17 protein-coding genes are annotated in these 18,085 nt (G+C 74.2%); 10 read left to right on the top strand and 7 right to left on the bottom strand.

The genetic code is table 11. From position 1 onward, the window contains the following. Nucleotides 1-317: 317 nt before the first annotated feature. Together ACGFIG_RS16435 and ACGFIG_RS16430 are read right to left on the bottom strand one after the other, a co-directional pair. Complete coding sequence (locus tag ACGFIG_RS16435) at nucleotides 318-746, bottom strand: OsmC family protein (protein ID WP_393003563.1); 429 nt, start codon at nucleotides 744-746, stop codon at nucleotides 318-320. A 78-nt stretch (nucleotides 747-824) separates the two neighbouring features. Continuing rightward, a complete protein-coding gene (locus ACGFIG_RS16430; protein WP_393003561.1) occupies nucleotides 825-1,772 on the bottom strand; it encodes a serine/threonine-protein kinase in 948 nt (315 codons plus the stop codon). A gap of 172 nt (nucleotides 1,773-1,944) precedes the next feature. Between ACGFIG_RS16430 and ACGFIG_RS16425 the strand changes: the two genes are divergently transcribed. From ACGFIG_RS16425 to ACGFIG_RS16415, 3 genes are all read left to right on the top strand, one after another. After that, nucleotides 1,945-2,178 (top strand): hypothetical protein, encoded by a 234-nt coding sequence (locus ACGFIG_RS16425; RefSeq protein ID WP_393003559.1) that lies wholly within the window; start codon nucleotides 1,945-1,947, stop codon nucleotides 2,176-2,178. A gap of 205 nt (nucleotides 2,179-2,383) precedes the next feature. After that, on the top strand, nucleotides 2,384-3,130 hold the full coding sequence (locus ACGFIG_RS16420) for a response regulator transcription factor (RefSeq protein ID WP_393003557.1): 747 nt from the start codon (nucleotides 2,384-2,386) through the stop codon (nucleotides 3,128-3,130). Further along, nucleotides 3,108-4,601: a sensor histidine kinase gene (locus tag ACGFIG_RS16415; protein WP_393003555.1), complete on the top strand. Its 1,494-nt coding sequence runs from the start codon at nucleotides 3,108-3,110 to the stop codon at nucleotides 4,599-4,601. The genes ACGFIG_RS16420 and ACGFIG_RS16415 overlap by 23 nt, the downstream gene beginning before the upstream one ends. 72 nt (nucleotides 4,602-4,673) lie before the next feature. On the opposite strand, the gene ACGFIG_RS16410 is transcribed toward ACGFIG_RS16415, so the two are convergent. Next, nucleotides 4,674-5,525 carry an arginase family protein gene (locus ACGFIG_RS16410; RefSeq protein WP_393003553.1) on the bottom strand — a complete coding sequence of 284 codons (852 nt, stop codon included), beginning with the start codon at nucleotides 5,523-5,525 and terminating at the stop codon, nucleotides 4,674-4,676. 37 nt (nucleotides 5,526-5,562) lie between these two features. Here ACGFIG_RS16410 and ACGFIG_RS16405 point away from each other — a divergent pair, with 37 nt between their 5' ends. Beyond that, the gene (locus tag ACGFIG_RS16405; RefSeq protein ID WP_393003551.1) at nucleotides 5,563-6,249 is read left to right on the top strand and encodes a helix-turn-helix domain-containing protein; all 687 of its coding nucleotides are present in this window, start codon (nucleotides 5,563-5,565) and stop codon (nucleotides 6,247-6,249) included. A gap of 9 nt (nucleotides 6,250-6,258) precedes the next feature. Here the strand turns inward: ACGFIG_RS16405 and ACGFIG_RS16400 are convergent, their stop codons facing one another. Further along, the gene (locus tag ACGFIG_RS16400) at nucleotides 6,259-6,654 is read right to left on the bottom strand and encodes a VOC family protein (RefSeq protein ID WP_393003549.1); all 396 of its coding nucleotides are present in this window, start codon (nucleotides 6,652-6,654) and stop codon (nucleotides 6,259-6,261) included. Between the two features lie 189 nt (nucleotides 6,655-6,843). Here ACGFIG_RS16400 and ACGFIG_RS16395 point away from each other — a divergent pair, with 189 nt between their 5' ends. The 6 genes from ACGFIG_RS16395 (at nucleotide 6,844) to ACGFIG_RS16370 (ending at nucleotide 13,210) form a co-directional block, all read left to right on the top strand. Continuing rightward, nucleotides 6,844-6,993: a hypothetical protein gene (locus ACGFIG_RS16395; RefSeq protein ID WP_165947858.1), complete on the top strand. Its 150-nt coding sequence runs from the start codon at nucleotides 6,844-6,846 to the stop codon at nucleotides 6,991-6,993. An 8-nt stretch (nucleotides 6,994-7,001) separates the two neighbouring features. After that, on the top strand, nucleotides 7,002-8,426 hold the full coding sequence (locus ACGFIG_RS16390) for a methyltransferase (RefSeq protein WP_393003547.1): 1,425 nt from the start codon (nucleotides 7,002-7,004) through the stop codon (nucleotides 8,424-8,426). After that, complete coding sequence (locus ACGFIG_RS16385; protein WP_393003545.1) at nucleotides 8,419-10,500, top strand: sulfatase-like hydrolase/transferase; 2,082 nt, start codon at nucleotides 8,419-8,421, stop codon at nucleotides 10,498-10,500. Before ACGFIG_RS16390 ends, ACGFIG_RS16385 begins: the two co-directional genes overlap by 8 nt. A gap of 297 nt (nucleotides 10,501-10,797) precedes the next feature. Further along, nucleotides 10,798-12,081 carry a citrate synthase gene (locus tag ACGFIG_RS16380; protein WP_393003543.1) on the top strand — a complete coding sequence of 428 codons (1,284 nt, stop codon included), beginning with the start codon at nucleotides 10,798-10,800 and terminating at the stop codon, nucleotides 12,079-12,081. Between the two features lie 233 nt (nucleotides 12,082-12,314). Beyond that, nucleotides 12,315-12,695, top strand: a complete 381-nt coding sequence (locus ACGFIG_RS16375; RefSeq protein WP_393003541.1) for an SH3 domain-containing protein — start codon at nucleotides 12,315-12,317, stop codon at nucleotides 12,693-12,695. Between the two features lie 125 nt (nucleotides 12,696-12,820). Continuing rightward, nucleotides 12,821-13,210 carry an SH3 domain-containing protein gene (locus tag ACGFIG_RS16370; protein ID WP_393003539.1) on the top strand — a complete coding sequence of 130 codons (390 nt, stop codon included), beginning with the start codon at nucleotides 12,821-12,823 and terminating at the stop codon, nucleotides 13,208-13,210. A 120-nt stretch (nucleotides 13,211-13,330) separates the two neighbouring features. Here the strand turns inward: ACGFIG_RS16370 and ACGFIG_RS16365 are convergent, their stop codons facing one another. From ACGFIG_RS16365 to ACGFIG_RS16355, 3 genes are all read right to left on the bottom strand, one after another. Next, nucleotides 13,331-14,734, bottom strand: a complete 1,404-nt coding sequence (locus ACGFIG_RS16365) for a glycosyltransferase family 4 protein (protein WP_393003537.1) — start codon at nucleotides 14,732-14,734, stop codon at nucleotides 13,331-13,333. A 354-nt stretch (nucleotides 14,735-15,088) separates the two neighbouring features. After that, nucleotides 15,089-15,775 (bottom strand): fasciclin domain-containing protein, encoded by a 687-nt coding sequence (locus ACGFIG_RS16360; protein WP_393003535.1) that lies wholly within the window; start codon nucleotides 15,773-15,775, stop codon nucleotides 15,089-15,091. 92 nt (nucleotides 15,776-15,867) lie between these two features. Next, nucleotides 15,868-17,961 (bottom strand): M14 family zinc carboxypeptidase, encoded by a 2,094-nt coding sequence (locus ACGFIG_RS16355; RefSeq protein ID WP_393003533.1) that lies wholly within the window; start codon nucleotides 17,959-17,961, stop codon nucleotides 15,868-15,870. Between the last annotated feature and the right edge of the window lie 124 nt (nucleotides 17,962-18,085).

Raw genomic sequence — 18,085 nt, 5'->3', positions numbered from 1 at the left:
GCTGCCATCGGTCTGCTTGGTGGCATGCGCCACAATTTGCGTCGATCTGCGGGGCGAATGGGGGCGGCGGGCAAGGAAAGCCGCCATTCGCCCTTGTCCGCCCCTCCGTATATATCCGATTAGGGGTAGGAAAGCGGGTGGAAGTTGGTCTTGGGTAGGGGCGAAACGGGCGGAGCCGGACCCTCCACCGAACGGTGGAGGAGCTCCCCCTCGTCGGACGACCTCCGGTCGGTCAGCGGGGCGACCCGACGCGGGGACGGCTGGTCCCGGTGCCTACCGCCCGTGCCGGGGCCACCAGAGGCGTCCGGAGGGGGAGGTCAGTGCCGGCCGTTCTCCGCAGGCGTCACGGTGAGCCGGTGCCGGCTGCCGTCGCCGCTGGAGAAGGGCCACAGCCGGTCCGCGTGCTCCACCAGCTCGGTCAGCTGTTGCCGGCTGAGGCCCGCCGACGAGATGGAGGCGTGCACGTCGGCCCGGTACCTGCCGTCGTCGTCGCGCCCGAGCTTCGCCTCGGCGCGTACCTGCACGGTGTGCGCCTCGTCGGTGATCTCGCCCGCCGCCTCGACCGCCGCGTGGTGCAGGCAGGACGCGAAGGCGGCGGCGAGCAGCTGCTCCGGGGTCAGCCCCGAGCAGTGTGGCGCAAGTGGGGACGCCAGAGCCGTGGACAGGCTCCCGTCGTCGGTGCGTACGTGGCCGCCCTCGGCGGTCGCGGTGGCCGTCTCGTTCAGCCAGGAGCTCGATTCCGGCATCGCGTTCCTCCCGTCGCTCACCCGCCCGGCTACCCGGCCCCCGGGCCGTGAAACCGCAGGTGACCGGCGCGAGGAGGTTCAGCCGGCCTGGGTGGACCAGTCGGGCAGGGGAGCCGCCTCGGTCGCCTCGGCCGCCGCCCGCTCGGTCCACGGCGAGATCGGCCCGCCGCGCTGCCGCGGTATGGCCGGCTGGTGCAGCGGCACGTACACCCGGGCGTCCACCGCCTCCGCGAGCAGCAGCGCGGCCATCAGGCTCGACGGCCGGTCCGCCGGGTCGTCGGCCAGGCAGTTCGCGCACAGGTCGGCCACCTCCGGCGGCAGCCCCTCGATCTCCGGCAGCGGCAGCGGCGGCTGCCGCAGGCGCGCGCCGAGCAGCTGGGTCGTGCTGCCCGCCTCGTACGGCAGTCGCCCCGTCAGGCAGTAGTAGAGCAGCACGCCGAGGGCGTACATGTCGGCGGCCGGGGTGGCGGGCGCCCGTTCCAACTGCTCCGGCGCGAGGTAGGCCGGCGTGCCGACCACCATCCCCTCCGGTGACCGGTCGGGGGTGCCGGACGGGGTGGCGATGCCGAAGTCGAGCACCTTCACGCCGCTCGGGGTCAGGATGACGTTCGCCGGCTTGACGTCGCGGTGCACGATGCCGTGCGTGTGGGCGGCGGCGAGCGCGGCGCTCACCTCCGCGCAGACCCGTACGGCGATGCGCCAGTCCAGCGGCCCGGCCCGCAGGTGCTCGGCCAGCGTCTCGCCCTCGGCCAGCTCCATGACGATGTAGGGCACCCGGCCCTCGGGGCCCGTCCCGCAGGTGCCGAAGTCGTGCACGGAGGCCACGTTCGGGTGCACCAGCCGGGCGGCGGAGCGGGCCTCCGCGCGGATCCGCTCCACGGAGGTGTCCTGGCCCTCCTGCCCGGGGGACATCACCTTCACCGCGACCGGCCGGTCCAGCACCGCGTCGTGGGCCCGCCAGACCTCCGACATGCCGCCGATGCCGATGCGCTGTTCGAGCCGGTACCGCCCGTCCAGCGTTCTCATCGACCGCTCCCTGCCCCTCGTGGCCCGTCCCCACGACGGGTCGCCAACGCTGCGGTACCCGGGCTCCGATCAGGGCAAACCGTTGCCGGATCCGGGCGGGGCAACCCCCTGCTGCGGTAGCTTGCGAGCCAGACCCGGTGTCGGGGCGCGGTACGGGAGGGCGGGCGCAGGGATGAGCGAGGTGACCGTACGCTTCGTCGACGGCCCGGCCCACGACCTGGTCCGGGAGTTGCCCGCCGAGCCCGACGGCTCCCCGCCCGCGCACTGGATCCTGCGCCACCCCGACGGCGCGGGGCCGGGTACGGGTGGCGGGCCGGACCACCTCTACCGGCGGGAGCACCCCGTCGGCGGCGGCACCTGGACGATGCGCTTCGTGCGCACCTATCCGGTGGGCATGACCGAGTGAGCCCACCCGGCGCACGCCGGGCCACCCCGAGCAGCCCGACCCGCCGGGCTCGGCTGCCGCCCGGCTCGGGCGACCGGACTGGTCGACTGTCGGACTGGTCGGCTGCCGCTCGCGGCCGCCGGTCCGTGGGCGGAATGAGGCAGGCACAGCGGGGGCACAGGTGGCGCACAGGCCGGGCACAGCGCGCCGGCACACGATGGGGGCCATGGTGACGGACGGGCGGACCGGGGCGGGCCGCGTGGAGCTGCGCCGCCCCGACGGGGAGCCGGTGCGGGTGCTGGTGGTCGACGACGAGCCCACCCTGGCCGACCTGCTGTCGATGGCGCTGCGCTACGAGGGCTGGCAGGTGCGCACGGCCGGCGACGGCACGTCGGCGCTGAGCGCGGCGCGGCAGTTCCAGCCCGACGCCGTGGTGCTCGACGTGATGCTGCCCGACGTGAACGGCTTCGAGGTCCTGCGCCGGCTGCGCGAGCACGCCCCGACGGTGCCGGTGCTCTTCCTGACCGCCCGGGACGCGGTGGAGGAGCGGATCGCCGGGCTCACCGTGGGCGGCGACGACTACGTCACCAAGCCGTTCAGCCTGGAGGAGGTGATCGCCCGGCTGCGGGCGTTGCTGCGCCGCTCGGGCTTCGCCGTGGCCGCCCGCTCGGACGCGGTGCTCACCGTCGGCGACCTCAGCCTCGACGAGGACAGCCACGAGGTGCGCCGCGCCGGCCAGCCCATCACCCTCACCGCCACCGAGTTCGAGCTGCTGCGCTACCTCATGCGCAACCCGCGCCGGGTGCTCAGCAAGGCGCAGATCCTCGACCGGGTCTGGAACTACGACTTCGGCGGCCAGGCCAACGTGGTGGAGCTGTACATCTCGTACCTGCGGAAGAAGATCGACGCGGGCCGCAAGCCGATGATCCACACGCTGCGCGGCGCGGGGTATGTCCTCCGACCGGCGGAGTGAGCGCCCCGGTGGCCGGCTGCGCCACCGGCTCGCCGGGCTGTCGCTGCGTACCCGCCTGGTGGTCATCCTGGTCGCCCTGCTGGCCCTGGTCAGCGTCGCCATCGGCGGCATCACGACGGTCGCGCTGCGGCAGTTCCTGATCGACCGGGTCGACGACCAGCTGGCGCCGATGCGCGGGGGTCCCGGGCGCGTGCCGTCGCCCTTCGAGGTGCCGCCCGGCGCCATCGGCGGGCCGGAGGCGCGGATCCCCAGGGGCCTCCCGCCGGGAACCGTCGTCGCCGAGGTGGCCGACGGCCGGGTGGTCCGGGCCTGGACCCTGGCCGGTCGGGAGGAGCGCGCCGTACCCCCCGAGGACCTCAGCGGTCTCGCGGACGTGCCCACCGACGGCCGACCCCGCACCCGCGAACTCGGCGGGCACGGCGACTACCGGGTGGTGGCGCGCCAGCTTCCGGGCGGGACCGTGCGGGTGCTCGGCCTGCCGCTGTCGGGCGTGTCGGAGACCGTCTGGTGGCTGGTCGCCGCGCAGGCCGGCGTGGCGACCGTGGGGCTGCTGATCGCCGGCGGGGCCGGCGCCCTGATCGTGCAGGCGACCCTGCGCCCGCTGCGCCGCGTCGCCGCCACCGCCGGCCGGGTCAGCGAGCTGCCCCTGGACCGCGGCGAGGTCGCGCTGTCGGTGCGGGTCCCGGCCGCCGACACCGACCCGCGCACCGAGGTCGGGCAGGTGGGCGCGGCGCTCAACCGGATGCTGGGGCACGTCGGCGCCGCGCTCGCCGCCCGCCAGGCCAGCGAGACCCGCGTACGCCAGTTCGTCGCCGACGCCAGCCACGAGCTGCGCACCCCGCTGGCGGCCATCCGGGGGTACGCCGAGGTGGCCCGGCGCGGCCGGGACGAGGTGCCGCCCGACGTGGCCCACGCGCTGCGCCGGGTCGAGTCGGAGAGCGCCCGGATGACCAGCCTCGTCGACGACCTGCTGCTGCTCGCCCGGCTCGACTCGGGCCGCCCCCTCGCGGTCGAACCGGTGGACCTGTCCGCCCTGGTGGTGGACGCGGTCGGCGACGCGCACGTCGCGGGGCCGGAGCACCGCTGGCGCCTCGACCTGCCCGACACGGTCGTCCGGGTCCCCGGCGACCCGGCCCGGCTGCACCAGGTGCTGGCGAACCTGCTGGCCAACGCCCGCGTGCACACCCCGCCCGGGACCACGGTCACCACCACCCTGCGGGTGGCCGGCGACGTCGCCGTGCTCGGCGTCGTCGACGACGGTCCCGGCGTGCCGCCGGTGCTGCGGGACGAGGTGTTCGAACGCTTCTCCCGGGGCGACAGCTCCCGGTCGCGGGCGCACGGCAGCACCGGCCTGGGCCTCGCGATCGTGGCCGCCGTGGTGGAGGCCCACCACGGTGCGGTCGAGCTGGACACCCGGCCGGGGCGGACGGTGTTCACCGTCCGGCTGCCGGGCGCCACCACGGACGCCTGACCGCGCCCCTCCTCGCGCGCCCGACCTCCACACCTGCGCCGACGCCCGGGGTGCGGTGTCGGCGGACGGCCTTCAGGCGGCCAGCAGCTCGGCGAGGGCCTGCGCGATCCGTTCCGCGTGCCGCCCGTCCGGGTCCTCGTCGGCGTTGAAGTCGGTGACGCTCATCCCGATCAGTCGACCCGAGTGCACCAGTGGTCGGGCCAGGGCGGTCAGGTCGGCCCAGTCGAGGCCGTCCGGCTCCGGATAGCTGACCGCCGGCAGCACGAACGGGTCGAGCACGTCGAGGTCGAGGTGCAGCCAGGCGGGTGTCGTACCGGCGGCGAGGTCGCGGCCCACCGCTGCCGCGTCGGCACCGCGCAGCCGGGTGGCCGGCACCAGGTGCACGGCCGGGTCGACCCGGGAGGCCTCCCGGCCGTCCGTGTCCCGGTCGAGCGGCCGGTGGCCGAGCACGTGCACCTGGTCGGGGTCGACCAGCGGCCCCTCCCGGTCGAGGACCCCCGCCGGGCCGTGGTCGGTGACGATCGACAGGTCCATGTCGGCCGCCTCGCCGGTGGGCGAGGTGCGGCCGTCCTCGAAGTCGAGGTGGGCGTCGAGGAACCACAGGTCGAAACCGGAGGACAGCCCCTGCAGGATGCCCGGCAGGATCGCGCAGTCGCCGCCGAGCACCAGCGGCTGCCACCCCGTGTCGATCAGGGCCGTCACCCGTACGGCGATGGCCCGGGTGGCGCGGCGCACCTGCTCGACGCCGATCACCCCGGTCTCCGGGTCGCGGGCCGGGTCGTCGATCAGGGTGTCGACCGCACCGGCGTCGGCCACGCCCAGCCGGCCCAGCAGCCCGGCGGCCCGTAGCGCCGCGGGCGCCAGCCGCTCGCCCCGGCCGCGTCCGGAGGAGTCGAGGGGGGCGTCGAGCACCGACCATCGCACATTCGGAGGCTAGCCCGGCCGTGGCAGGCTGGGCGGCATGTACCGGGAACGTCCCGCCGGGTTCGCCGGCGCGGTGCTCTGGACCAGCGACACGGCGGCGGGCGCCGCCCCGACCAGGGTCCTTCCCGACGGCTGCGTCGACCTGCTCTGGTCGAGCCGCCGCGGGCTCACGGTGGCCGGCCCGGACCGCACCGCCCACCTCAGCGGCGGCGGGCCGGCGGAGCGCTGGGTGGGGCTGCGGCTGCCGCCGGGGACGGGCCGCGCGGTGCTCGGCGTACCGGCCGTCGAGTTGCGCGACCGGCGGGTGCCGCTGGCCGAGCTGTGGGGCGAGCGGGACGTCGCCCGGCTGGCCGAGCGGGCGGAGGCGGCCCCGGCCGAGGTGCTCACGGAGATCGCCGTGGGGCGGCTGCGGGCGGCCGGCGGGCCGGACCCGCTCGGCGCCCGGGTCACCGCCGCGCTGGCCGCCGGCGCGAGCGTGGCCGCGATCGCCGCCGGGACCGGCCTCGACCCGCGCGCCCTGCACCGCCGGTGCCGCGACCTGTTCGGGTACGGCCCGAAGACCCTGGCCCGGATCCTGCGGATGGGGCGCGCGCTGGCGCTGGCCCGCGCCGGCACCCCGCTGGCCGAGGTGGCGGCCCGCTGCGGATACGCCGACCAGGCCCACCTCACCCGCGACGTGCGCGACCTGGCCGGCGTGCCGCCGACGGCCCTGCTGCCCCGCTGAGCGGGCTGCTCAATGCTGCGGCAGCGGGCAGAACAGGTCCACGCCGTTGCCGTCGGGGTCGAGCACCACCGCGTACCGCTGGCCCCAGTAGGCGTCCCACGGCGGCAGGTGGCCCTCGTGGCCCTCGGCGACCAGCTCCGCGTAGAGCCGGTCCACCTCGGCCGGGTCGGCGCACCGGAAGGCGAGGCTGGCCCCGCCGCCGCTTGTGGGCGTGAAGTCCGGGTCGAACGCGCGGATGGTCTCGACGGTGTCCCAGGCCAGCCGCAGGCCGCCGGGCAGGGTGACCTCCACGTGCGGCGCGGTGTCGGCGTCGGCCGGGATGTCGAGGCCGAGCCGCCGGTAGAAGGCGAGGGAACGGGGCAGGTCGCTGCTGACCATGCCGATGAGATCGAGTGTCGGTGCCATGGCGCCACCGTAGGCACGCGCCCGCACGCGCGTCTTGAACGAAACGGACAGCGGACGGAGTGCCGGGTGTGGCCCGCACGACCGGGACGATCGGCGTACCGTGGCAGACAACTCCGGCTTTCCGGGCAAATCCTCCAAGAGGTCGTGCCCGCGTACGCCGATCTCGAGACGCGAGGGAAGGAGCGGTCGGTGGAACACCTGGCCTACCTGGACGCGGGGTCCGGCAGCCTGATCGTGCAGGCGGTGGTCGGCGGGGTGGCCGGCGCCGCGGTGGCGGCCAAGCTCTACTGGCGGCGACTGGTCGACCGGTTCCGCCGCCAGCCCACCGACCAGCGCTGACCCGGCCCATGGCGAACTCCCGCACCGGTCTGCGCGCCGAGCCAGGTTCCTTCCGCGACCCCGCCAACCGGGTCTTCCACCTCGACGGCGACGTGCTGCGCGGGCTGGACGAGCGGGCCGCCGGGGAGTGGCGCGCGCTGGCCGCCACCGAGTTCTTCCCACCGCTGCTCGCCGCCGGCAAGGTGTGCGGCACCGAGGCGGTCGAGTCGCCGACCGCGCCGGCGGGCGACCGGTGGGCCGCCGTGCTGCGCCACGAGCGCATCCCGTTCGTCTCCCACCCGTACGAGTGGTCCTTCACCATGCTGCGCGACGCGGCGCTGCTGCACCTGGAGATCCTGCGGGCGGCCCTGCCCGCCGGGTTCACCACGAAGGACGGCTCGGCCTACAACCTTCAGTGGCGCGGCGCCGAGCCGGTGTTCATCGACGTCGGCTCGTTCACCCCGGCCCGCGACGGCGAGCCCTGGGCCGGCTACCGGCAGTTCTGCCAGACCCTGCTCTACCCGCTGCTGCTCGGCGCCCACCTCGGGCTCGACTTCCAGCCCTGGCTGCGCGCCCGGGTCGACGGCATCGAGCCCGACCAGATGCGACGGCTGTTCGGCGGTGCGCGGCGGCTGCTGCCGGGCGTACCCACCCACGTGCACCTGCATGACGCCATGCAGCGACGAAACGCCCGGGCCAGCACCGCCGACGTCCGGTCCCAGCTGCGGGCGGCCGGCTACTCGCGAGAGCTGGCGCTGGCCACCGTACGGGGGATCGAGAAGCTCGTCCGGCGCCTGGAGCACCGCCCGCCGGCCAGCCACTGGGTCGACTACCAGCGCACGTGCGCGTACACGGCCGACGACCGGGCCGCGAAGGAGCGCTTCGTCGCCGAGGCGTTGGCCGACGGGCCCCGGCCCCGCCTGGCGCTGGACCTCGGCGCCAACGACGGCCGGTACGCCCGCCTCGCCGCCCGGCACGCCGACTACGTCGTCGCCGTCGAGCAGGACCCGGCCGTGCTGGACGGGCTCTACCGGGACCTGCGCGCGCAGGGGGAGCGGCGGATCCTGCCCCTGGTGATGGACCTCGCGGACCCGTCGCCCGGCGGTGGCTGGCGCGGCGTCGAGCGGGCCTCGTTCGCCGACCGGGCCGACGCCGACGCGATCCTCGCCCTGGCCGTGGTGCACCACCTGGCGATCGGGCGCAACGTGCCGCTGCCCGAGGTGCTGGACTGGCTGGTGGGGCTGGCCGCCCCCGGCGCCCGCGTGGTGGTGGAGTTCGTCCACCCCGAGGACCCGATGGCCCGGCGGCTGCTCGCCAACAAGCCCGAGGGGCTCTTCCCCGACTACCGGCCGGCCGAGTTCGAGCGGCTGCTCGCCGCGCGCTGCCGGATCACGCGGCGACTCGACCTGCCTTCGGGCACCCGCACGCTCTACACGGCGGTCGTGGGTGGCTGAGCCGGCACCCGGACCGAGCGCCGGACCGCCGGACCCCGGAGCGCAGGCCGCGTCGCACACCCGGCCGGCGTCCGGCCGGTGGCCGGGCTGGGCGGGCGGCTGGCGTACGGAGCTTGGGCGGCTGGCCGAGGTGACGGGGCTGGTCGGGCTCGTGGTCACCCAGCCGCTGCTGGACGTCCTCGGGCGCAGCCCCGACTTCTTCCTGTTCCACCGCGCCGGGCGTCGGGAGATCCTGCTGCTGGTGGCGCTGGTCGCGCTGGTGCCCACCGCCGCCGTGGCGCTGCTCGGCGCGCTGTCCCGGCTGGCCGGGCGCACCGCCCGCGCGGCGACGCACACCCTGCTGGTCGGCCTGCTGCTCGCCGCGCTGGCCGTGCAGGTCGGCCGGCACGGTACGCCGCTGCGGGGCGTACCGCTGCTGGTGCTCGCCGGCGTGGTGGGGGCCGCCGGGGCCGCCGCGCACCGGCGGTGGCGCGCGCCCGGGCGGGTGCTGCGGCTCGCCGCGCTCGGACCGCTGCTCTTCGTGGGCCTGTTCGTGTTCGCCTCGCCCACCACGACGGTGGTGCTGCCCCGGGGCGAGGGCGGCGCCGCCGGGATGGCCGGGCCGGGCAACCACCCGCCGGTGGTCGTGCTGGTCCTCGATGAGCTGCCCCTGGTCTCCCTGCTCGGCCCCGACGGGCGGATCGACGCCGCCCGGTTCCCGCACTTCGCCGAGCTGGCCGGCGGCTCCACCTGGTACCGCAACGCCACCGGCGTCAGCGGCTGGACGCCCTACGCGCTGCCGGCGATGCTCACCGGCCGGTACCCGCAGCGCGCGGCGGCGCCGCACTACTCGCAGTACCCGGACAACCTCTTCACCGCCTTCGGCGGCCTGTACGACATCCGGGCCGAGGAGAGCATCACCCGGCTCTGCCCGCCCAGCCGCTGCGAGCAGCCGGTCGCGCCGGAGCAGGGGATGGGGGTGCTGATCCGGCAGGCCGGCGGGCTGCTGCGCCAGCTCACCGCCCCGGTCGACAGCCGCGTCGACCCGGAGGACTCGTACCGCGAGCAGACCCGCGCGGAGGCGGGCATCGACGCCGCCGAGCCGGTGCCGGCGGACCCGAAGTTCCGCTGGGACAGCCTGGACGACAACCAGCCGGCCCGCTTCACCAGCTTCCTCGCCGGGCTGCGGCCGGCGCCCCGGCCCACCCTGCACTTCCTGCACCTGCTGATGCCGCACTCGCCGTGGGCGTACCTGCCGTCGGGGGTGCGCTACGACGCCCCGCACGACCTGCCGAACGACGGCGACGGCTGGGCGGAACTGGCCCGCCGGCGGCACCTCGCGCAGCTCGGCTACACCGACCGGCTGATCGGCCAGACCCTGCGTACGCTGCGCTCCGCCGGCCTCTACGACAAGGCCCTGCTGGTGGTCACCGCGGATCACGGCGTCAGCTTCACCCCGGGCGCGCAGGGCCGGGGCATGGACGCCATCCGGACCGCCCCCGGCGAGGTCGCCTGGGTGCCGACGTTCGTCAAGACCCCCGGCCAGCGCGCCGGGCGGATCGACGACCGGAACTGGCAGCACGTCGACCTGCTGCCCACCATCGCCGACGAGGCCGCGATCCGGCTCCCGGGGCCGGTCGACGGCCGCTCCGCCCGGCAGGCGCCGCGTGCCGAGGCGGGCAAGGTCTTCTACGACCGTCCCGGCGAGCCGACCCCGATCTCCGGGGGCGTGCCGGCCCCGGTCGCGCCGCCCGCGTCCCATCCGCTGGTGGGCACCGCCGTCGGCGACCGTCCGGTGGGCGGGAGCGCCCGCGTCGCCGACCTGGCCGCGTTCGGGGCGGTGGACCCGGACGCCGGGCGGCTGCCGGCCGCCGTCTGGGGCGACGTGCCGGAGGAGGTGCCCGACGGCACGCCGCTGGCGATCGCCGTCAACGGTCGGGTCGGCGCGGTCGTCCCGGTGGTCCCGCGCGACGCGGGCGGACGGCGCTTCGCCGCCCTGCTCGCCGACGACCGGCTCTTCCACGCGGGCGCCAACCGCCTCGACGTCTACCGCGTGGCCCCCGACGGCGCCCTGCTGCGCCTCGCCCTCTCCTGACCCGTCCCGCCCCGGGCATCCGATCGACGTCGGTCGAGGGGTCCGCGCCATCGGGAAAGCGCGTTCCAGGGCGCGGACCTCATGCTCAGCGTACGGCGGCGCCGGGGCGGGCGGTAGCGTTCCCAGGCGACGCCGGCTTCGATGCGTCCGGGATTGAGTGGGTTTCTCGGCCCGCAGGTCGGGAAACGGGTGACGCATGCCTCACCGTCGAACCACGACGGGCGGTACTACCTCGACCGTGATTACGGTAAAAGCGAAGGCAATTCAACGCAGATCTGCCGGCGAAGCGAGGGAAACATGACGGAAGTCAAGCTCGATCACTCCGGTGGGCAGCTTTCGATGCCGGTGCAATCCGCAGTCGAGGGCCCCGCCGGCATCGGGGTGGGCAAGCTGCTGAAGGAAACCGGGATGACGACGTACGACCCCGGTTTCGTCAACACCGCGGCCTGCTCGTCCGCCATCACCTACATCGACGGCGACGCGGGGATCCTGCGTTACCGCGGGTACCCGATCGAGCAGCTCGCGGAGAAGTCCTCCTTCCTGGAGGTCTCCTACCTGCTGATCTACGGTGAGCTGCCGACCCAGCAGCAGTTGACCGACTTCACCGAGCGCATCCGCCGGCACTCACTGCTGCACGAGGAGATGCGTCGCTTCTTCGACGGCTTCCCGCGCGACGCCCACCCGATGGCCGTGCTCTCCTCGGCCGTCAGCGCCATCTCCACCTTCTACCAGGACAGCCTGGACCCGTTCGACTCCCGCCACGTCGAGATGTCCACGGTGCGGCTGATGGCGAAGGTCCCCACCATCGCCTCGTACGCCTACAAGAAGTCGATCGGGCAGCCGCTGCTGTACCCGGACAACTCGCTGGGCTACGTGGAGAACCTCCTGCGGATGACCTTCGGCGTGCCGGCTGAGGCGTACGAGGTCGACCCGGTGATGGTCAAGGTGCTGGACATGCTGTTCATCCTGCACGCCGACCACGAGCAGAACTGCTCCACCTCGACCGTGCGGCTGGTCGGCTCCAGCAACGCCAACCTCTTCGCCTCGGTCTCGGCCGGCGTGAACGCGCTCTTCGGCCCGCTGCACGGCGGCGCCAACCAGGCCGTGCTGGAGATGCTGGAGAAGATCCAGGCCGACGGCGGCGACGTCGCGTCCTTCGTACGCAAGGTGAAGGACAAGCAGGACGGCGTGAAGCTGATGGGCTTCGGGCACCGGGTCTACAAGAACTACGACCCGCGCGCCGCGATCGTGAAGAAGGCGGCCCAGGACGTGCTCGGCCGGATGGCGAAGCCGGACCCGCTGCTGGACCTGGCCATGCAGCTGGAGGAGATCGCCCTCGCCGACGACTTCTTCGTCTCCCGCAAGCTCTACCCGAACGTGGACTTCTACACCGGCCTGATCTACAAGGCCATGGGCTTCCCGACCAAGATGTTCACGGTGCTCTTCGCGCTGGGCCGGCTCCCCGGCTGGATCGCCCAGTGGCGCGAGATGATCAACGACCCGGAGACCAAGATCGGTCGCCCGCGGCAGATCTACACCGGCTCCGCCGAGCGGGCGTACGCCCCGTTCTCCGAGCGCTGACCGCCACTCCACGGCACCTGCAGGCCGTCGACCCCACCCGGGTCGGCGGCCTGCCGCCGTTCCGTCGTCGGGGACACTCCTGCGGCGGTGCCGGAACGCGGCGGCCCCGCCGGCGCACCGGAGGTCAGGCTGTCCCGATTAGCTATTCAGGATCTTGCATATCCGGGTGCTCCCTCTTACGATCTTCGAAACCGCTTACCGGAATCGGAGCGGTCAACCACGGGGAGTAAGAAATGCGGAGATCCAAGTCGGTTGTCGCGCTCGCTCAGGCGGCGCTCACCCTGGCCGCGGCGGCCGGGATCGTGGCGGTCGCGGGGGCGCCGGCGAGCGCGGGTTGCAGCCACGCCTGGTCCGACAAGGACTACGGCAGCAACCAGGTGCAGGACGCCGGAACCACCGGCCTGGCCCTGCGTACCGGCCCGCACACCAGCTGCGGGCTCGTCACCCGGATCCCGAACGGGCACTGGGTGACCCTGGACTGCCAGGGCTACGGCGACACCATCAACGGCTGGAACGGCTGGACCCACGTGCGGTACGGCAACGGCGGTCCGACCTACTCGGGCTGGGTGTTCGACCACTACCTCGACGACGGCGGCTCGTACATCGACTGCTGACCCGTCCGCCTGGCGCGGGCGGTGGTGCGACGCCCGTCCAGCCATCCGAGATCTCGCACCTACGGACGTCTGCACTTTCGAAACCGTCCACCGATATCGGGGCGGTCGACCACGGGGAGTAAGAAATGCGGAGATCCAAGTCGGTTGTCGCGCTCGCTCAGGCGGCGCTCACCCTGGCCGCGGCGGCCGGGATCGTGGCGGTGGCGGGGGCGCCGGCGAGCGCGGGTTGCAGCCACGCCTGGTCCGACAAGGACTACGGCAGCAGCTACGTGGAAGGCGCCGGAAGTACCGGCCTGGCCCTGCGTACCGGCCCGCACACCAGCTGTGCACTCGTCACCCGGATCCCGAACGGGCACTGGGTGGCCTTCGACTGCTGGACGACGGGCGACTACTACAACTCCTACGACAACTTCTGGCAGCACGTGCGGTACGGCAACGGTGGCCCGACGTACTCCGGATGGATCGCCTCGTCCTACCTGCACGACCCCTACGACGGGAACCTCGCGGAGTGCTGAACCGGTCGGGCGGTGCCGCGCTGGCATCGCCCGACCTCCGGTCGCGGGGCGCGGACTGACCGGCCCGCCTGCCAGGGACGTCAGCACGACCCCGCGGCGCCGACGCAGCGGGGTCCGGAATCAGCGGAGGCCGGCGGCGGCCAGGAGGTTGCCCTCCGGGAGGGCCGGGAGGGTGCGTCCGCGGGACATGCGCTGTTCGGCGCGTTCGGCCGCGAAGGCCGGAGCGGTGGCGACAGCGGCAGCGTAGCTGGCTGCGGTGCGCTGGGCGATCGCCGACCAGCCGTACTGATCGTGCACCATCCGGCGGGCCCGGCGGGCCAGGGCACGGGCGCGCTCGGTGTCGGACAGCAGCGCGTGCACCGCCTCGGTGAGGCCGTCGGGATCGTGCGGGCGGAAGGTCATCCCGGTGACCCCCGGCTCGACGATCTCGGCGAGCCCGCCGGTCGCGGCCACGGCCAGGGGAGCGCCGGCGGCGGCGCCCTCCAGGGCCACCATGCCGAACGGCTCGTAGATGCTCGGCACGGCGAAGCAGTCCGACGCGGCCATCACGGCAGGCAGGTCGGTGCCGCCGAGGAAGCCCGGCAGGCTCACCGTCGCGCCGAGGCCCAGGCGGTGCACCTCGGCCTCCAACTCCGCGCGGTACGGCCCGTCGCCGACGATGACCGCGCGCAGCCCGGGGTGCCGCTCGCGTAGCCGGGGTAGCCCGGCGATCAGGTGCTGCACGCCCTTCTCGTAGACCAGCCGGCCGGCGAAGGTGACCAGCGGCCCGTCCCCGGCGAACCGGGCGCGGGCCTGCGCCACCGCCGCGGCCGGGACCTGCCAGCGGTGCGGCTCCACGCCGTTGGGCACCACCTCGACCCGGCCGGTCGGCACGCCGAACAGCCCGGTCACCTCGTCGCGCATGTAGCCGGAGCAGACGATGACCCGGCCCGACTCGCTGGCCAGCCAGTGCTCGACGCCGTGGATGGTGCGGTTCATCTCCTCCGGCAGCCAGCCCTGGTGCCGGCCGGCCTCGGTGGCGTGGATGGTGCTGACCAGTGGGATGTCGAGGTGCTCGCGCAGGGTCATCGCGGTGTGCGCGACGAGCCAGTCGTGGGCGTGGATGACGTCGTAGGCGCCGGCCTCGGTGGCGCGCAGGGCGGCGCGGGTGAGGGTGTGGTTGAAGGCCATGGTCCAGGCGAGCAGGGAGGAGGTGGCCAGGGGGAAGGTGACCGGGTCCTCGGCGGCGCGGACGATGCGGACGCCGTCGGCGTACTCCTCGAGGGGTGCGTCGTCGGTGTGCCGGGTGACGACGGTGACCTCGTGCCCGGCGGCGGCCAGGGCGACGGAGAGGGCGTGCACGTGCCGGCCGAGGCCACCGACCAGGACCGGCGGGTACTCCCAGGAGAGCATGAGGATGCGTCGGGTCTGCGGGGGCGTGCCCTGCCCGGCCTGCGTCGGGACCTGGGGACGGGAGGTCAGGGTGGGCCGGTGGACCCGGCCCGGGGTGTTGGTGGGCTGCTCGCCGACCCGCAGGGTCGTCACATTGGTCTCCGTCCATGCATGGTGGAACGCGCCGGCAGCGGTGGCGGCGGAAGGGTGCGAGAGGGTTGGCCGAGAGGCCGGGTCGGGGCGCGCGCGGGCGCGCACCCGAGAACAAGCAAAGGGCATCGCGGCGGATCCCGCATCTCGAAAGGGCCCAAGGTGACGGAGGACACCTGACGGTGTCAGGCGGGGTCAGTCGGGGTGATTCCGGTCGACGGTCCGGCCCGGGGGGAGGGGCGCCGATCGGGTGCGGGGCGGCCGGACCTGCGGCGGGCGCGGGCGCGGGACGACGTCGGCCGCCGACCCCGCACACGGGGGTCGACGGCCGACGGTGCTACGCGCGACGGCGCGGGCTCAGTGGGAGTGGTCCTCCTCGTGGGCGGTGTCCGGCAGGTTGCCGAGCACCTTGTCGATCACGTGGATCCGGGCGCCGCTGGCCCGGTAGTCGGCGCAGACCGTCTCGGCCCGGTCGGCCAGCCGGGCGCCGGACCCGGCAGAGGTGACGGCGAGGTCGGTGCCGGCGAGCGTGGTGACGGGGCTGGCGGCCACCAGTTCGGCGACCGGGTGCGTCCCGGCGACCAGGTGTTCCCTCAGCAGCCCACGCAGCGTGGCGGTGTCCTTGAGCAGCAGGTTGTCGATGTTGGCGGTGGAGAACTTGGCCCGGAAGGCGTCGTCGGTCGGGGCGAGGATGGTCAGGCCGCCGGGGGCGGACAGCTCCTCGGCCATCCCGGTGGCCCGCACCGCCGCCTCGAACGTCGTGAGCACGGGGATCCAGGTGAGGGCCTCGTCGGGGGCCCGGCCCACCAGTGAGTCCGGGTTGCCCGGCTCGTCCCCCGATGGCAGCGCGTCGCACAGCGGTCCGCTGACGGTGACCGCGCCGGTGTCGCCGGTGCGGTCCGCCGGGGCGGGACTCTCCTGCGAGCTGGTGCAGCCGGTGGCCGCGACCAGGAGTGCCAGGGCCGCCCCGGCCATCGCCCGCCGGCGACGGGTGGCCCGCGGCGCGGACCCGGGGCGCGGGTTCGGGATGGGGGTCTGGGACACGGTCTCTCTCCACTCCGCAGCGGGTACGGGAGGCGCCGGCAGGACGGCGAGACCGTCCTGCCGGCGCCTCGTTTCAGGCGGGTTTCAGCAGGTCACAGCCGCGCGCACTGGGCGGAGCGCGGACCGCTCACCGAGTTGGCGACCTGATCGTTCGTCGGCGCCGAGGCGTTGCCCGTGCAGGACAGCGGACCCTGGACGGTGTTGCCGGCCACCAGCGGGCCGGTGCCCGTGCTGCCGACCACGCCGACCGGGCCGTTGATCTCGTTGCCGACCAGGACGACCGGGCCCCGGGTGGCGGTGGCGTTCACCGGACCGGAGACCTTGCTGTCGGTGACGACGAACCCGGCGGCGCCGGTGGCGTTCACCGGACCGTTGATCGAGCCGCCGTTGACGACCAGCGCGGCACCGGGCAGCACCTGGATCGGGCCCCGGACGGTGGCCCCGTCCAGGCAGGCGAACCCGGAGACGGTCAGCGGACCGTTGTGGGTGCCGGTCAGGGTGGCGGCCACCCGCTCGCCAGCGACCAGACCCTCGACGGCCTGCTCGTCGAGCAGCAGCGGGATCAGGCCCCGCTCCGGCTGCGACAGCGGCACCAGGTAGCTGTTGCCGACCTTGATCACCTTCCAGCCGTGCGCGGCGAGCCGCTGGGCCACGGTGGTGCGCTGACCGGCGGGGCCGTCGGTGCGCTCGCCGTTGTACTGCTCCTCGGTCAGCCGGTACGCGCAGGGCGCCTGCTCGAGGATCCGCGCCGGGGTGGGGGCGTCCAGCGGCGGCGGGGCCTCACCCGGGTGCGGGGCCGGGTACGCCTCGATCTCGCGGGAGCCCCGGAACACGATCCGTCCCTCGTTGGCGGACTGCGACACGATCCCCTCGGCACGGGCCTTGGTGATGCTGGCGACGTTGGCGCCGTGGTACGCGAAGAACTGGTTGAACGTCCACAGCGCGGAGTAGGTCTTGCGCCGGCGGTTGTTCGCGGTGTTGCCCTCGTCGGGCCGCGTCGGGCCACCGGAGCTGCGCAGCTCCAGCAGGGAGTTGACCACGTTCTTCAGGCCGAGGGTGTTACGCAGGATGGTTTCCTCGCTCAGGCCCACGTTGGCCCCGGGGGTGCACCCGTAAGGACAGGCCCACCAGCCGTCCTTGGCGCCCTGGGTGTACATGTGGCCTTCGATCATCTTCTGCGACTCGTCGAAGATGCCCTGCGCCACGTTCTGGTGCCGCGGCGGCAGCATCGGCAGGTCACCGGTGTTGGCGTTGCCGTACTCGTGGCCGTCGTAACCGGCGATCGGCCGGTAGTCGCGCACCATCTCGGCGAGGGCCCGGGTCTCCGGCTGGCGGATCAGCGAGTGGTCCCGGTTCAGGTCCTGGCCGGTGGAGTTGCCCCGGCTGTTGGCCGCCCGTCCGTCGCCGTTGATCGCCGGCACGATGAGCATCGTGGTCTTCGACAGCAGGTCGAGGGTCTTGGCGTCCTTGGTGAAGGCGAGCTGCCGAGCCATGATCAGGCAGGCCTCGCGGTCACCCGGCTCGTTGCCGTGGACGTTGCAGTTGACCAGCAGCGGGTTGGTCGCGGCCACCGCCTCCGGCGTCGCCGCCGGCCGGGGGTAGCCGATGATCAGCATGTTGATCGGCCGGTTCAGGACGGTACGGCCGATCTCGACGACGCGGACCCGCTCGCTGGCCTCGTCGAGCGCGGCGGTGTACGCGTACTCGTTGACGTCGCTGGTGTACTGCGCGCCCAGCGTCTCCTCCCACTGGGTGCGCAGGTTCTCACCCGGGGTGCCCGGGTCGCCCCAGTGGCCGCGCGTGGTGCCGCTGACCGGCGCCGAGTACGGCTGGACCTCGGTGCCGAACCGGGCCCGGACCCGCCACTGGAAGCTGTTCCCCGGTGCGAAACCAGCGTCGGCGAAGGTCGGCTCGTCGTTGTTGACCTGCCGGTTCGGACGCCAGACGCCGGCGATGACCGGCGTGCCGGGCGTGCCGTCGGCGGCGAGCGGGGTCCGCTCGATCTGGTAGTCGGTGGCGCCTTCCACCCGGGTCCACGCCAGCGTGACGTACCCGTCGCCCTGCACGGCCGTGAGGCCCTGTACCTGGTTGGGCTCCGCCTGCTGCAGGGCCGCGACCTGCTGCGCCTGCGCCTGCGCCGGCACCGCCGTCGCCACGAGGGCGGCGGCGAGCAGTGCGGAGAACACACCGGCCGTTGTCCGTCTGTATCTCAAAACGATCTCCAAACAGGAGGGATGGCTGGGTGCGCCCAGCACACCCGCAGCCGGCCCGGAGTTGGGAGGCCGCCGGTGATTCTTGAGGATCATCTGA

It is taken from the genome of Micromonospora sp. NPDC049048 (assembly GCF_043197615.1).
Classification (GTDB): domain Bacteria; phylum Actinomycetota; class Actinomycetes; order Mycobacteriales; family Micromonosporaceae; genus Micromonospora.
The sequence above is the reverse complement of the archived record's forward strand: the minus strand, read 5'-3'. Positions and strand labels throughout refer to the sequence as shown.

Bases quoted from the DNA above. Each gene is read 5' to 3' on its own strand.
- ACGFIG_RS16415 (WP_393003555.1), top strand. From the start codon at position 3,108: ATGTCCTCCGACCGGCGGAGTGAGCGCCCCGGTGGCCGGCTGCGCCAC.
- ACGFIG_RS16370 (WP_393003539.1), top strand. From the start codon at position 12,821: ATGCGGAGATCCAAGTCGGTTGTCGCGCTCGCTCAGGCGGCGCTCACC.
- ACGFIG_RS16430 (WP_393003561.1), bottom strand. From the start codon at position 1,772: ATGAGAACGCTGGACGGGCGGTACCGGCTCGAACAGCGCATCGGCATC.
- ACGFIG_RS16400 (WP_393003549.1), bottom strand. From the start codon at position 6,654: ATGGCACCGACACTCGATCTCATCGGCATGGTCAGCAGCGACCTGCCC.
- ACGFIG_RS16420 (WP_393003557.1), top strand. From the start codon at position 2,384: ATGGTGACGGACGGGCGGACCGGGGCGGGCCGCGTGGAGCTGCGCCGC.
- ACGFIG_RS16435 (WP_393003563.1), bottom strand. From the start codon at position 746: ATGCCGGAATCGAGCTCCTGGCTGAACGAGACGGCCACCGCGACCGCC.
- ACGFIG_RS16425 (WP_393003559.1), top strand. From the start codon at position 1,945: ATGAGCGAGGTGACCGTACGCTTCGTCGACGGCCCGGCCCACGACCTG.
- ACGFIG_RS16405 (WP_393003551.1), top strand. From the start codon at position 5,563: ATGTACCGGGAACGTCCCGCCGGGTTCGCCGGCGCGGTGCTCTGGACC.
- ACGFIG_RS16380 (WP_393003543.1), top strand. From the start codon at position 10,798: ATGACGGAAGTCAAGCTCGATCACTCCGGTGGGCAGCTTTCGATGCCG.
- ACGFIG_RS16375 (WP_393003541.1), top strand. From the start codon at position 12,315: ATGCGGAGATCCAAGTCGGTTGTCGCGCTCGCTCAGGCGGCGCTCACC.
- ACGFIG_RS16390 (WP_393003547.1), top strand. From the start codon at position 7,002: ATGGCGAACTCCCGCACCGGTCTGCGCGCCGAGCCAGGTTCCTTCCGC.